The 13,958-nt window shown below is 72.3% G+C and carries 16 protein-coding genes; 7 read left to right on the forward strand and 9 right to left on the reverse strand.

Going from position 1 to position 13,958, the window contains the following annotated elements; genetic code table 11:
- The 5 genes from SHK17_RS21065 to trxA all read left to right on the forward strand — a co-directional run bounded on the left by SHK17_RS21065 (position 1) and on the right by trxA (position 5,179).
- Complete coding sequence (locus tag SHK17_RS21065) at positions 1-2,097, forward strand: protein kinase family protein (RefSeq protein ID WP_322920624.1); 2,097 nt, start codon at positions 1-3, stop codon at positions 2,095-2,097.
- Positions 2,094-2,774: an RNA polymerase sigma factor SigM gene (gene sigM / locus SHK17_RS21070; RefSeq protein ID WP_172268277.1), complete on the forward strand. Its 681-nt coding sequence runs from the start codon at positions 2,094-2,096 to the stop codon at positions 2,772-2,774. Before SHK17_RS21065 ends, sigM begins: the two co-directional genes overlap by 4 nt.
- A 101-nt stretch (positions 2,775-2,875) precedes the next feature.
- Positions 2,876-3,622, forward strand: coding sequence for a hypothetical protein (locus SHK17_RS21075; protein ID WP_322920625.1), 747 nt, complete (start codon positions 2,876-2,878; stop codon positions 3,620-3,622).
- A gap of 116 nt (positions 3,623-3,738) precedes the next feature.
- On the forward strand, positions 3,739-4,752 hold the full coding sequence (gene trxB, locus SHK17_RS21080; protein WP_322920627.1) for a thioredoxin-disulfide reductase: 1,014 nt from the start codon (positions 3,739-3,741) through the stop codon (positions 4,750-4,752).
- Positions 4,753-4,855: 103 nt separating this feature from the next.
- Entirely contained in the window at positions 4,856-5,179 is a 324-nt protein-coding gene (gene trxA, locus SHK17_RS21085) for a thioredoxin (protein WP_322423660.1), read from the forward strand.
- A 46-nt stretch (positions 5,180-5,225) separates the two neighbouring features.
- On the opposite strand, the gene SHK17_RS21090 is transcribed toward trxA, so the two are convergent.
- Entirely contained in the window at positions 5,226-5,870 is a 645-nt protein-coding gene (locus tag SHK17_RS21090) for a GNAT family N-acetyltransferase (RefSeq protein WP_322920629.1), read from the reverse strand.
- Positions 5,871-5,914: 44 nt separating this feature from the next.
- On the opposite strand from SHK17_RS21090, the gene SHK17_RS21095 reads away from it, so the two are divergent.
- Together SHK17_RS21095 and SHK17_RS21100 are read left to right on the forward strand one after the other, a co-directional pair.
- Complete coding sequence (locus SHK17_RS21095; RefSeq protein WP_322920630.1) at positions 5,915-7,129, forward strand: pyridoxal phosphate-dependent aminotransferase; 1,215 nt, start codon at positions 5,915-5,917, stop codon at positions 7,127-7,129.
- 64 nt (positions 7,130-7,193) lie between these two features.
- On the forward strand, positions 7,194-7,961 hold the full coding sequence (locus SHK17_RS21100; RefSeq protein ID WP_322920631.1) for a lysophospholipid acyltransferase family protein: 768 nt from the start codon (positions 7,194-7,196) through the stop codon (positions 7,959-7,961).
- A gap of 196 nt (positions 7,962-8,157) precedes the next feature.
- On the opposite strand, the gene SHK17_RS21105 is transcribed toward SHK17_RS21100, so the two are convergent.
- The 8 genes from SHK17_RS21105 to rpmH all read right to left on the reverse strand — a co-directional run bounded on the left by SHK17_RS21105 (position 8,158) and on the right by rpmH (position 13,540).
- Positions 8,158-9,174 carry a ParB/RepB/Spo0J family partition protein gene (locus SHK17_RS21105; RefSeq protein WP_322423664.1) on the reverse strand — a complete coding sequence of 339 codons (1,017 nt, stop codon included), beginning with the start codon at positions 9,172-9,174 and terminating at the stop codon, positions 8,158-8,160.
- 61 nt (positions 9,175-9,235) lie between these two features.
- A complete protein-coding gene (locus SHK17_RS21110) occupies positions 9,236-10,030 on the reverse strand; it encodes a ParA family protein (RefSeq protein WP_322920632.1) in 795 nt (264 codons plus the stop codon).
- Positions 10,031-10,376: 346 nt separating this feature from the next.
- Positions 10,377-11,072, reverse strand: a complete 696-nt coding sequence (rsmG, locus tag SHK17_RS21115) for a 16S rRNA (guanine(527)-N(7))-methyltransferase RsmG (protein ID WP_322920633.1) — start codon at positions 11,070-11,072, stop codon at positions 10,377-10,379.
- Between the two features lie 77 nt (positions 11,073-11,149).
- A complete protein-coding gene (locus SHK17_RS21120) occupies positions 11,150-11,725 on the reverse strand; it encodes a Jag family protein (protein ID WP_449867028.1) in 576 nt (191 codons plus the stop codon).
- Between the two features lie 60 nt (positions 11,726-11,785).
- Positions 11,786-12,736 carry a membrane protein insertase YidC gene (gene yidC, locus SHK17_RS21125; protein WP_405030419.1) on the reverse strand — a complete coding sequence of 317 codons (951 nt, stop codon included), beginning with the start codon at positions 12,734-12,736 and terminating at the stop codon, positions 11,786-11,788.
- 36 nt (positions 12,737-12,772) lie between these two features.
- The gene (yidD, locus tag SHK17_RS21130) at positions 12,773-13,027 is read right to left on the reverse strand and encodes a membrane protein insertion efficiency factor YidD (protein WP_172268301.1); all 255 of its coding nucleotides are present in this window, start codon (positions 13,025-13,027) and stop codon (positions 12,773-12,775) included.
- Positions 13,024-13,377, reverse strand: coding sequence for a ribonuclease P protein component (gene rnpA, locus SHK17_RS21135; protein ID WP_322920635.1), 354 nt, complete (start codon positions 13,375-13,377; stop codon positions 13,024-13,026). The genes yidD and rnpA overlap by 4 nt, the downstream gene beginning before the upstream one ends.
- 25 nt (positions 13,378-13,402) lie before the next feature.
- Positions 13,403-13,540 (reverse strand): 50S ribosomal protein L34, encoded by a 138-nt coding sequence (gene rpmH, locus SHK17_RS21140; RefSeq protein ID WP_056156542.1) that lies wholly within the window; start codon positions 13,538-13,540, stop codon positions 13,403-13,405.
- Positions 13,541-13,958 lie beyond the last annotated feature (418 nt).

Raw genomic sequence — 13,958 nt, forward strand, 5'->3', positions numbered from 1 at the left:
GTGCCGACGTCGATGCAGGCGGGTGACGTGCTCGCCGGACGCTACCGGCTCGACGACCTGCTGGCCGAGAACGGGACCGGCCGCTTCTGGCGTGCCCACGACCTCGTGCTCCACCGGCCGGTGTCGGTCCACCTCCTCGACGCCGGCGACGAGCGCGCCGAGGCGATGCTCGAGGCGGCCCGGCGCACCGGCCCGGTCATCAACCGCCGGCTGCTGCGCGTGCTCGACGCGGAGATCGCCGACGGCCGCTGCTACGTCGTCAACGAGTGGGGGCAGGGCGAGTCGCTCGACATCCTGCTGACCCGCGAGGGTCCGCTGGCCCCGCGGCGCGCGGCCTGGCTGGTCGGGGAGGTGGCCGAGAGCATCGCCGAGGCGCACGCGTCCGGCCTCGCCCACGGGTGCCTGGCGCCCGAGAACGTCCTGGTCGACCAGCACGGGCAGATCAGGATCATCGGCTTCGGCGTCGAGGCCGCCCTCCGCGGCCTGCCGCCCGGTCGCCTCAACGTCGACGAGGTCGACCTCGCCGGCCTGCTCTACAGCGCGCTGACCGGCAAGTGGGCCGGCGTCTCGGAGTCCGCCGTGCCACCGGCACCGGAGGTGCACGGCGAGGTGCTGCGGCCCCGGCGCGTGCGGGCCGGCATCCCCCGGATGCTCGACGCGCTGTGCGACCAGGTCCTCAACCCCCAGCACGCGCCGGGGACCGAGGGCTCCGACTTTACCGCCCACCGCATCTGCGAGATGCTCCACGACTACGTCGGGGACACCACCGGGACGCTGCCCCCGGTCGCCGCGCTCCGGCCCACCCCGCCGCCGGCCCAGGTCCAGCCGGCCATCCTGCCGACCACGACCGTCCCGGTGGCGGGTGACGAGGCCGGCGAGGCCGACGAGGCCGACGAGGCCGAGGACGCCAGCGGGACCGACGCCGGGCCGGCCGAGCTGACCGCCACCCACGCCGTCCGCACCGACCCGACCGCCACCGTGGTGACCGCGCCGGTCCCGGCCGAGGAGCGCGCGAGCAGTGACGGGACCGACAACCCGCCCGCCGACCCGCCCGACGAGCCGCCAGTCGACGCGCCCGCCGAGGCTGCGCCCACCCCGGTCGCCGACCTCCCGACGGAGGCCGGGATGCCGGTCTTCCACGACGACGACGAGGTCGACTGGCTGCGCGCTCGCGCCGACAAGCCGGCGCCACCCCCGCCCCTGGCCGACCCCCAGCCCAAGCCCCTCTTCGCGCCCGACCCGCCGGAGGGCGAGCCCGTACGCCGTCCGCGTCCCGGCAGCCGGGCGCCCGGCGGCGACTACTGGCCGTGGGACTCCAGCCAGGACTCGGGCCGGGACTCCGGCCGGGACTCCGGCCGGGACTCCGGCCGGGACTCCGGCCGGGACTCCGGCGTACGTCCCGTCGGGCGGGACACCGGCTCGTGGGCGTCCGGCGCGTGGGCGGAGGACCGCTGGGGCACCGGCGAGGGACTCGAGGACACCGGCGACCAGGTGCCCGGCCGGACCTGGATCCGGCTGGCGATGATCGTCGCGATCTGCCTGCTCGTGGGCGTCGCGGCGGTGGCCGCCTACCAGCTGGGGCTGCGGCCGCCGACCCCCGACTCCGGCAGCGACGACCCGACGCCCAGCGCGAGCCCCACGGCGGCCGAGCCGACGCCGTTCACCGACCTCGCGGCCGACGACTTCGACCCGCAGGGGACCGACGGCCAGCAGGAGAACCCGGACACCGTGCCGACCGTCCTCGACGGCGACCCCGCCACGTCGTGGACCACCTCGACCTACGAGCAGAACTTCGGCCCCGCCGGCCTCAAGACCGGGGTGGGCCTCGTCATCGACCTCGGCAGCACCCGTGCGGTGCGGCAGGTCCGGGTGACGACGGAGGGAGGCCAGACCTCGCTCGCCACCTACGTCACCTCCGAGGCGCCGACCGGGGTCGCGGAGCTCACGCCCGTCGGCACCGCGTCCGGGACCGGGGAGCTCACCGTCGACCTGGCCGAGCCCGTGTCCGGCCAGTACGTCACGGTGTGGCTCACGCTCCTCCCACCGGTCGACGGCGGCTTCCGGGGGACGATCTCCGAGGTGCAGGTGCTCGGATGACCACCGGCGCGAGCGACGCCCGCACCGATCCGCGGTCGGACCAGGAGCTGCTCCGGGCCCACGTCGACGGCGACGCGGACGCGTTCGGCGTCCTGTTCACCCGCCACCGCGACCGGCTCTGGGCGGTCGCGCTCCGCACGATGGGCAATCCCGAGGATGCCGCCGACGGCCTCCAGGACGGCATGATCGCCGCCTTCCGACGGGCCGGCTCCTTCCGCGGCGAGGCGGCGGTCACGACCTGGCTGCACCGCGTGGTGGTCAACGCCTGCCTCGACCGGATCCGCGCCGCCAAGATCCGGCGCCTCGACGCCCTGCCCGACGACGTCGAGGACCGCGGCACCCTGGTGGCGACCGCCGTCCACGACGACCAGCCGGACGCGGCAGCCGAGGACGCCGAGCGACGCCGACGGGTGCTCGACGCGCTCGCCACGCTGCCGGCCGAGCAGCGCGCCGCGCTCGTGCTCGTCGACATGGAGGGCTACCCCGTCGCGGAGGTCGCCGAGATGCTCGGCTGCGCCGAGGGCACCGTGAAGTCGCGCTGCTCGCGCGGGCGCACCAAGCTCGCCACCCTGCTGGCCGACCTCCACCACCCGGCCGGTGACCCGCCTCACGGGAACCCGCCGCCCGACGGTCCCGTCCAACCCAGCGTCCGCCCGCGGGGACCGCCCGTGCCCTGAGCCCGACCCCGTGTGACCGACCCCTTCCGTCCGACCCCGCAGCACGACCCCGCAGCACGACCCCGCAGCACGACCCTGACCTGCACCGAGGAGGTGACCCGATGTCCGATGCCGGACTGCCGCCCGACCAGGAGGCCGTACGCCGCCTCCTCGCGGAGGCGCGCCACGACGGGCCGCCGCCTCCGGAGGTCGTCGCCCGCCTCGACGAGACGCTCGCCGCCCTCGCCGCGGAGCGGGTGGACGGCCCTCCGCGTCGCTCGGGCGCGCACGAGGCACCGGACGCGCCGGTCGTCGACCTGGGTGCGCGTCGCCGGCGCCTGGCCGGCGCCGGCCTCCTCGCCGCGGCGGCCGTGGTGGTCGCCGGCGTCGCGATCGGCCAGGGCCTGCCCGGGGTCGGTGGCGGTGACGACGCCGGCTCGAGCGCCGGTGGGGCCGCCGACAGCAGCACCTCGAGCCAGCAGGACGACCAGTCCGGGCAGGACCGATCTGCCCCGACCGAAGGCTCCGCCGAGCTGGCACCCGAGGCGTTGAAGAGCTCCGGGGCGGCGGCGCCCGAGGCCGACGTACCCGCGGTGTCCTCGGCCGACGCCGACCTCGACGACCGGCTGCTCGCACTCCGCCGCGGCCTCCGCGCGAGCCCGACGCGCGTGGAGCTGCTCGACGGGATGCGCGCACTGGCCGAGTGCGGGCTGCCCGACCTCGGCCCGGGGCGACGCCTCCTCGCCGAGGTCGACGACCGACCCGGCGTGGTCGTGTTCCGGCGCGCCGACGGCTCCGCCCAGCAGGCGGAGGTCTACGTGTGCGGCACGCCCGAGCCGGTGCGCACGGTCTCGCTGCCCGCACGCTGAGCGCGCTGGCGACGACTCCCCCTCGGGAAGAACGCTGGCCTACGATCGGTTGAGGACGTCGTACGCCCCACCTCCAGCCCCACCCCAGCCGCACCTTCAGGAGTCACTGACCGCTCATGAGCACCAGCACCGAGACCCGCAACGTCATCATCATCGGTTCGGGGCCCTCGGGCTACACGGCCGCCGTCTACGCGGCCCGTGCAGCTCTCCAGCCGCTCGTGCTCGAGGGGTCGGTGACGGCCGGCGGCGCGCTGATGAACACCACCGAGGTGGAGAACTTCCCCGGCTTCCGCGACGGGATCATGGGCCCGGCGCTGATGGACGAGATGCGCGCCCAGGCCGAGCGCTTCGGCGCCGAGCTGTTCGCCGACGACGTCGTCGAGGTCGACCTCACCGGTGACGTGAAGGTCGTGAAGACGGCCACCGACACCTACACCGCGCGCTCGGTGATCCTCGCGACGGGCTCGGGCTACCGCAAGCTCGGCCTGCCGCGCGAGGACGAGCTCTCGGGTCGCGGCGTCTCGTGGTGCGCCACCTGCGACGGGTTCTTCTTCCGCGAGCAGGCCATCGCCGTGGTGGGCGGCGGGGACTCCGCGATCGAGGAGGCCACCTTCCTCACCCGCTTCGGCTCGAAGGTCTACCTCATCCACCGCCGCGACGGGCTGCGCGCCTCGAAGATCATGCAGGAGCGCGCCTTCGCCGACCCCAAGCTCGAGATGGTGTGGAACTCGGAGGTCGCCGCGATCAACGGCGGAGACCGCCTCGAGTCGATCACGCTGCGCGACACCGTCACCGGCGAGGAGCGGCAGCTCGACGTCACGGGCCTCTTCATCGCCATCGGGCACGACCCGCGCTCGGAGCTGCTGACCGGCCAGGTCGACCTCGACGACGACGGCTACGTCCTCGTCGGCCACCCGTCGACCGCGACCAACCTGCCCGGGGTGTTCGCCGCGGGCGACCTCGTCGACCACCACTACCGCCAGGCGATCACCGCCGCCGGCACCGGCTGTGCGGCCGCGCTCGACGCCGAGCGCTTCATCGCCGCCCTCGACCACGAGGCCTCCACGGCCGGCGAGGCCGCCGCGGTGGTCCAGGCGATCGAGGAAGAGGTCCAGACCGCCGGAGCCTGAGGCTCCCGTCCGGGGCGACCCGCCCACCGACGCCGGGAACAAGTGTCGGTGGGGTGGTGTTGACTCGGATGTCCCCCCACACGACCAACGAAAGGGCACTCCCGTGGCCAACATCGCCGCCGTGACCGACGCCGAGTTCGAGGCGCAGGTCCTCAAGTCCGACAAGCCCGTCCTGGTGGACTTCTGGGCGGAGTGGTGCGGTCCGTGCCGCCAGGTCGCCCCGATCCTCGACGAGCTCAACAAGGAGCACGGTGAGAAGCTGACGTTCCTCAAGATGAACGTCGACGAGAACCCCGTGACCCCCTCGTCCTACCGCGTCACCGGCATCCCGACCATCAACGTCTACCAGGGCGGCGAGGTCGTGAAGTCCATCGTGGGCGCCAAGCCCAAGGCCGCGCTCCTCAAGGAGCTCGAGGGCCTCATCTGATGTGACACGCAGTCGGGCGCGCTCGCGCGCTCGACGTGGACGTGGCCTAGTCGCCTGAGGCGGCCCGCACCGATCCGATCGGGCGGGTCGCCTTCTGCGTGGGCCGCACGACGCCCCACATGCGCTCCAGCGCCAGCTCCACCTCGTCCTTCCACCGCAGGGTGGTGCGCAGGTCCATCCGCATCCTCGGCGTCGTGGGGTGGGCGCGCTGCGTCCGGAACCCCACGCTGCCGAGGAACTCCGCCGGCAGCACGCACCCGTCCGGCCGGCCGCGCGTGTCGCCGTACGCCTCGATCGCGGTGTGCCCGCGCTCGACGAGGTCGGCGGCCATCGCCTGCACCAGCACCCGCCCCAGCCCGCCGCCGCGCAGCCCGGGCTCGATCCACGCGGTCGCCGTGACCACGACCTCCGGCGAGGTCGTCGCGGTCGGCAGTGCCGCCGCCCCGGGCAGGTAGGCCGCAGGGGCGTAGACGATGTGACCGACCGTCCGGCCGTCGACGCGCACGACGCGGCCGCACGAGCCCCAGTCGCGCAGGACGCCGGAGAGCCAGCGCTCCTTCTCGGCGACGCGCTGCTGCTCGTCGAGCTGGGCCCGGTCGACCGGGCCCAGCTCCCAGAACAGGCACGCCCGGACCGGGTCGGCCAGCTCCGCGAGGTGGTCGACCGTCAGGCGCGCGGTCTTGCGGGACACGTCCTCGATGCTAGGGCACGACGGCGCCTGAGAGGATGGCGGGCGTGCGACCGATCCGACAGAGCAAGAAGCTGCAAGGCGTTCGCTACGACGTGCGCGGGCCGATCCTCGTCGAGGCGCAGCGGCTCGAGGCCGAGGGCCACCGGATCCTCAAGCTCAACATCGGCAACACCGCGCCGTTCGGCTTCGAGGCCCCCGAGCAGATCCTCGCCGACATGATGCACCACCTGCCGCAGTCGCAGGGGTACGCCGACTCGCAGGGGATCTGGTCGGCCCGGACCGCGGTCATGCACTACTACCAGTCCCACGGCCTGCGCGACGTCGGGGTGGAGGACATCTTCATCGGCAACGGCGTGTCCGAGCTGATCTCGATGGTGCTGCAGGCCTTCGTCGACGACGGCAACGAGATCCTCGTCCCGGCGCCGGACTACCCGCTGTGGACGGGCGCTGTCACGCTCGCCGGCGGCATCCCGGTGCACTACCGCTGCGACGAGGACGACGACTGGAACCCGGACCTCGCCGACATCGAGGCGAAGATCACCGAGAACACCCACGCCCTGGTGATCATCAACCCCAACAACCCGACGGGCGCCGTCTACAGCGAGGCGACGGTCAAGGCGTTGGTCGACATCGCGCGCCGGCACCAGCTGGTCGTGATGGCCGACGAGATCTACGAGAAGATCCTGTTCGAGGACGCGCAGCACCACCACGTCGCCACCCACGGCGGCAACGACGTGCTGTGCCTGACCTTCTCCGGGCTCTCGAAGGCCTACCGCGTCTGCGGCTTCCGCGCCGGCTGGGTGATGATCTCCGGCCCCAAGGAGCTGGCGACCGACTTCCTCGAGGGGCTCACCCTCATCGCCAACATGCGGATGTGCGCCAACGTCCCGGCCCAGCACGCGATCCAGACGGCGCTGGGCGGCTACCAGTCGGTCGAGGAGCTCATCGGGCCCGGTGGCCGCTTCTACGAGCAGTCGATGCTCGCCCACGACCTCCTCAACGCCATCCCGGGCGTCAGCAACGTCAGGCCGCGTGGCGCGCTCTACTGCTTCCCGCGCCTGGACCCCGAGGTCTACGCGATCGAGGACGACCAGGCCTTCGTCATCGACCTGCTGCGGGCGAAAAAGATCCTCGTGACGCACGGGACGGGCTTCAACTGGCCCACCCCCGACCACTTCCGGCTGGTCACGCTTCCGGAGGCGAGCGTCCTCGAGGAGGCCATCGGCCGGATCGCCGACTTCCTCGCCACCCGGCGCTGACGACGCGGTGAGTCGCCTGTCACGAAGGCTCGCCCGCCCCTGCGCGGGACCCTAGGCTCCCCCCATGCGCGACGTCACCTACCCGCCGATCATCCTGACCGCGAAGGCGGCCTTCCGGGCGCTCGGCCAGCGCTTCCAGATGACGGGCACCGAGCACGTGCCGCGCGAGGGCGGCGTGCTGCTGGCCTTCAACCACGTGAGCTACCTGGACTTCATCTACGGCGGGCTGGCCGCGAACCCGTCGGGACGCCTCGTGCGCTTCATGGCCAAGCGGGAGATCTTCGACCACGCCGTGGGCGGCCCGGTGATGCGCTCGATGCACCACATCGAGGTCGACCGCGGCGAGGGCATCGCCAGCTTCCACACCGCCGTCGAGCGGCTCCGGGCCGGTGACGCGGTCGGCATCTTCCCCGAGGCGACGATCTCGCGCTCGATGGAGCTCAAGGAGCTGAAGACCGGAGCCGTACGCATCGCGGCGGCCGCCGGCGTACCGGTGCTGCCGGTCATCCTGTGGGGCACGCAACGGATGATGACCAAGGACCACCCTCGCGACTTCTCCCGCGGCAAGACCATCGCCATCCGCGTCGGCAAGCCGTTGCACCCCACCGGTGACGACCCTGTCGCGGAGACCGCCGTGCTGCGGGCGCGGATGGTCGAGCTGCTGGCGGAGACGGTGCGCGCCTACCCGGCCGCCGAGCAGCCGCCGGGCGCCTGGTGGGTCCCGGCGTCAATGGGCGGCGGTGCCCCCACGCCCGAGGAGGCGGCGACCATGGACCTCGCCGAGAAGCGGGACCGTGCCCGCCGGCGGTCCGAGAAGCGGATGAAGCGCTAGGTCGACAAGACGACCTGTCGACAGGTCGTCATGTGGCTTTGTCGACATTCCGGGGCGTTCTGAGCGTGCCGGTAGCCCGTTTCAGGCTCGGATCGGGGTAGTCCCCATCATTCGGGTCGCCCGTGGGCGCCTGGCACGACCCGTTCGATAGGGACTACCGCGGGATTGGCCAAGAGGGTGATCCCGGCCGCCGGCCTCAGATCGGGCGGTCGTCCCGGTTGCGCGGGTCCATGACGTCGACGATGCGACGGAGGTCGTCGAGGCTGGCGAACTCGACGGTGATCTTGCCCTTGGCCTTGCCCAGGTCGACCTTGACGCGGGTCTCCAGCCGGTCCGAGAGCCGGTCGGCCAGCTCGGCGAGGCCGGGAGCGACGGGCTTGCGGCGTACGACGCGCGGAGCGCCGCTGTCCTCGACGCCCACCGAGACGATTTCCTCCAATCCGCGCACGGAGATGCCCTCGGCCGTCACCCGGGCGGCGAGCCGGTCCTGCAGGCCGGCGTCCTCGACGCTGAGCAGGGCGCGCGCGTGGCCGGCGGACAGCACGCCGGCCGCCACACGACGCTGGACGGCCGGCGACAGCTTGAGCAGGCGCAGCGTGTTCGAGATCTGGGGCCGTGAGCGACCGATGCGCTGTGCGAGCTCCTCGTGCGTGCAGCCGAAGTCCTCGAGCAGCTGGCCGTAGGCCGCGGCCTCCTCGAGCGGGTTGAGCTGCGAGCGGTGCAGGTTCTCCAGCAGCGCGTCGCGCAGCATGTCGTCGTCGTCGGTCTCCCGGACGATGGCGGGGATCGTCTCGCGACCGGCCTCCTGCGAGGCGCGCCATCGGCGCTCGCCCATGATCAGCTCGTACGAGTCGGTGCCGCTCCTGCGCACGACGACCGGCTGCAGCAGCCCCACCTCGCGGATGGAGTGGACCAGCTCGGCGAGGGCGTCCTCGTCGAAGACCTGGCGTGGCTGCCGGGCGTTGGGTCGGACCTGGGTGATCGGCAGCTCGGCGAAGTACGCGCCCGACACCGCGGTCAGGCCGGCACCGTCGGCGGTCAAGTCGACATCGGCGCCCGAGGTGGCCACGGCACTGCCGTTCGAGGGGGCCGGGGAGCGGTCGGCCGACCCCGCGCTGCGGGCGTCGGACGTGGGCGGCTGGCTGGGGGAGGTCGGGATCAACGATCCCAGGCCCCGGCCGAGACCACGACGTGGCGGCGTGGCGGCGTTCATGCGCGGTCCTCGCGGGGTGGTTCGGGGAAGGGGAGCGGCGGAGAGGAACGTCGTACGGTGCTCATGCGGGTGCTCCCTTGCTGGCGATCTCGCGGGCCGCCTCGAGGTAGGAGAGGGCGCCCGCCGACGCAGGATCGTAGGTCATCACGGTCTGCCCGTAGGACGGCGCCTCGGAGACGCGCACCGAGCGCGGGACCGCGGTCTTGAGGACCTGGTCGCCGAAGTGGCTCCGGACCTCCTCGGCCACCCCGGCGGCGAGCCGGGTGCGGGCGTCGTACATCGTCAGGAGGATCGTCGAGATGACGAGGTCCGGGTTGAGGTGCTGGCGCACCATCTCCACGGTCTCGAGGAGCATGCCGAGACCTTCGAGGGCGTAGTACTCCGCCTGGATCGGGATGAACATCTCCCGACCGGCGACCAGCGCATTGAGGGTCAGCAGGCCCAGCGAGGGTGGGCAGTCCACGAGCACGTAGTCGAACCGGTCGTCGCCGACCTCGGCGGCACTGCCGACCAGCGGGTGCGCAGCGATCGCCCGCGCGAGGCGCTGCTCGCGCGCCACGACGCTCACCAGCTCAATCTCGGCACCAGCGAGGTCGATCGTGGCCGGTACGGCCCACAGCCCCGGCAGGTCGGCGCACTCGGTCATCACCTCGACCAGTGGCCGGCCCTCGACCAGCATGTCGTACGTCGACGGCACGCCGCGGTGGTGCTCCACCCCGAGCGCGGTGGACGCGTTGCCCTGGGGGTCGAGATCGATGACGAGGACCTTCTGCCCGAGCTGCGCCAGTCCGGCCGCCACATTCACGGTGGAGGTGGTCTTCCCGACCCCACCCTTCTGGTTCGCGACGACGAGCACGCGGGTGGCCTCGGGACGCGGGACGCCCTGCTTCCGGAGGCCGCCCGTGCGGGCCAGGACGGAGTGCTGAGCCGCCTGGGCGAGCGGCGTGCCCGGATCCGCGAAGTGGGCGTCCTGCTCCGCCTTGTCGCCCGCCGTGTGAGGCGCCCAGATGGGGCGTGTTTCACGTGAAACAGATACGGCGGAGGTTTCACGTGAAACACCATCCGCACCCGCGTCCTGTGGAGGAACCGGGGCGGACTGTGGATAACTGCGCTCACAGCCGTCGTGAGGACCGGTGGATAACCCATCGGAGGCTCCGGCAGCTGTTCCGTGGTCCATGTCGGCGGCGGGACGTTCGCTCACGTCAGGACACCTCTCGCTTCACTGCACGATGGTTGCGACGGTCGCGCCGTCGCTCGGACGTTCGAGCAAGGGGCCAACCTATCCGGGACGGGTCGGCCCACGACACCCGGACGACGGTGGTCGGTGGATCGACGACGTCGACTCCGGCCTCCAGCACCTCGGGCGGGGCACAGCGCCACCGGTCGAGGAAGGCCCGGGCCTCCGCGATCTCGTCGCGGACCGACGAGCCCTTCATCGCGACGAGCGCACCGGTGGGTGCCACGAGCGGCATCGACCATCCCAGCAGCCGCTCGAGGGGCGCGACCGCACGCGACGTGACCACGTCGAAGGTCGACGCGCCGTGCAGCTCCTCCGCACGAGCGCGCACCACGCGCACGTGGTCGAGACCGAGCTCGGCGACCACCTCGTCCAGGAACGTCGTACGCCGCAGGAGTGGCTCTACGAGCGTCAGCTGCAGGTCGGGCCGGGCGATCGCCAGCACGAGACCGGGCAGCCCCGCGCCCGTCCCGATGTCGCAGACGGTCGAGCTCTCGGGGACCGCCTCGGCCAGCACCGCCGAGTTGAGCACGTGCCGCTCCCACAGGCGGGGGGCCTCGCGCGGACCGATCAGGCCGCGCACCACTCCCTCCGTGGCCAGCAGCTCCGTGTAGCGCTCGGCGAGCGGCAGGCGGTCGGACGCGAACACCCTCCGGGCCACCGCGGGCACGGAGGGTGGTCTCGATGCGGCCCCGGGGGGCCCACTCGACCCATCGGTTTCACGTGAAACGTCGTCGCTCACGCCGGGAGGATCACCACGCGACGGTTCGGCTCGGCGCCCTCGGACTCGGAGGTCAGCCCGGCCGTGGCCACGGCGTCGTGCACGACCTTGCGCTCGAATGCGCTCATCGGCTCGAGCGAGAGCGACTCACCCGACGCGCGGACCTCGGCGATCGACGTCTCGGCCAGGGCGAGCAGGCGGGTCCGCTGCTGCGCGCGGTGTCCACCCACGTCGAGCATCAGCCGCGAGCGCTCGCCCGTCTCCCGGTAGACAGCCAGGCGGGTGAGCTCCTGGAGGGCCTCGAGCACCTCACCGTTGCGGCCCACGAGCAGGCTGAGGTCGGCGCCGCCGATCTGCACGCTGGCGCGGTCCCCCTCGACGTCCATGTCGAGGTCACCGTCGAGGTCGGCAATGTCGAGGAGCTCCTCGAGGTAGTCCGCGGCGATGTCGCCCTCGTGCTCGAGGCGCTGCAGCTTGGACGGGCGGGGGCTGTCGCCCGCCTCGCCGTCGTCCTGGGTGCTCGCGTCCAGCTCGTCCTGCGGCTCCGTGGCCTCGTTCTCGACGGCGTCGCCGTCGGTCAACTGCTCACTCACGTGTGTCTCCTGCTTCGATCGGGATGTGGTGCCGCCGGCGGCACGCAGAGAATCGTGGGGTCAGCGCTTCTTCTTGTTGCGCTGGGCGTTGTTGCGCTGGGAGCGCGTCTGCCGCTGCGGCTGCTGCCGCGCCTGCGCCTGCTCCTGGCGACGGGCCTCGGCCTCGGCCGCCAGCCGCTCCTCCTCGAGCATCGCGGGCGTCTTGATGCCCTTGCGCTCGGCCTTCGCCCGGTCCCGGTCCTCCTTGGCCTGGGCCGCGGGGGTGCCGGGGGCGGGGTTGTTGCGGATGACGTAGAACTGCTGGCCCATGGTCCACAGGTTGGAGGTGGTCCAGTAGAAGAGGACGCCCACCGGGAATGCGATGCCGCCGACGGCGAACACGACCGGGAGCACGTAGAGCAGCATCTTCTGCTGCTGGGCGTAGGGGCCCGACAGGGCGTCTGCCGGCATGTTCTTGCTCATCAGCTGGCGCTGGGTCAGGAACGTGGTCGCCGTCATGGCGAGGACGAGCACGGCAGCGAGGACGCGCACGCCGAGGTCGTCGGTGTTGAGGAAGGTGTCCGAGATCTTGGCGCCGAGGAACACCGCGTCGCCGAACTGCTCGTTGAGCTGCGTGGTCATCAGCCCGCGCTCGACCTCGGGGTTCTTCGCGGCCTGGTCGATCAGCCGGAACAGCGCGAGGAAGATCGGCATCTGCAGCAGGATCGGAAGGCACGAGGCGAACGGGTTGGTGCCCGAGTCCTTGTAGAGCTTCATCGTCTCCTGGGCGAGCTTCTCCCGGTCGTGCCCGTACTTCTTCTGCAGCTCGCGGACCTTCGGCTGGATCAGCTGCATGTTGCGGCTCGACTTGATCTGCTTCACGAACAGCGGGATCAGCGCGATCCGGATCACGAGGGTCAGCCCGATGATCGACAGCACCCAGGCGATGCCCGACGCCTCGCCGAAGATGCCGCCGAACAGCGTGTGGAAGCCCACCAGGACCGCGGAGATGACGTAGTAGAGCGGCGCCATGATGGCGCCGCCGATGTCACCGAAGAAGTCGAGCACTCAAGCTCCTCGTGTTGCAGGGGACTCCGCGACCGGTGCGGTGCGGGAGGGAACGGGGTCGTAGCCGCCGGCGGCCCAGGGGTGGCACCGGGTCAGGCGGCGTACGGACAGCCAGGTGCCACGGGTGGCGCCGTGCTCGGTGACGGCCTCGAGCGCGTAGGCCGAGCAGCTCGGGTGGTAGCGGCAGACCTGCCCGTAGAGCGGGCTGATCGCGAACCGCCACGCGCGGATGACGGCGATGAGGAGGTGCTTCATGCCGTGCTCACGCGCTCGAGCGTACGGCCCAGGTCCGCACCGAGGGCGGCGTACGACGCCTCGGCCGACGCGGGGAGCGCACGGACCACGAGTGCAGCACGACCCGGGAGCTCCTCCAGTGACGGGAGGTGCTCCCGGGTCAGGTGCCGCAGTCGTCTCTTCACGCGGTTGCGCGTGGCGGCGTTGCCCACGGCCTTGCTCACCGTGAAACCCACCTGCGCAGGTCCCGGAGCCGCCTGGCCGTCCACCCACAGGTGGACGACGAGCGTGGAGCTGCCGGCACGCCGCCCGCTGCGGACGGTGCGCCGGAAGGCGGCGCTGTCGGTCAGCCGGTGGCCAGCGGAGAGCACGGCGCGGTGCCGCGAGCCCTGGCCGTCAGACGGCCAGGCTCTTGCGGCCCTTGCGGCGGCGGCTGGACAGGATCGAGCGGCCGGCACGGGTCCGCATGCGCAGGCGGAAGCCGTGCACCTTGTGGCGGCGACGGTTGTTCGGCTGGTAGGTACGCTTGCTCACGGCTTTTTCTCCGAAGGTTTCGAGGGATGTCCACTCCACAGCGAGATCGGTGCTGGCCCGGATGTCCATTCTTCGGCCGGCACCGCCCGCCCACGTGGCCACCAGGAGGCGGATCGTGGACATGCGGCACCCGTCGACACGGAGCGACCGGCCAACGGTACGCGGTGGGGAAACAGGGGGTCAAACCCGCGACGTCGGCCTGGGGGGCCGCCTGTGGATGACGTCTTGCCCAGGGCCGCGCCGCCTTGTTACGTTCCACCCCTCCGCGGTCCGCCGAAACCACGGTTCATCCAGGGTCAGCGCCGCACCGTGACCCAGGTCACACGGCACCGAGAACCGCCTCTGACCTGCACGAACGCTGGAAGGATCGCCGGCTGCAGCAGGCTTGGAGACCCGATCCCGATGGTCGGGCCAAGCA

It is taken from the genome of Nocardioides renjunii (assembly GCF_034661175.1).
GTDB lineage: Bacteria > Actinomycetota > Actinomycetes > Propionibacteriales > Nocardioidaceae > Nocardioides > Nocardioides renjunii.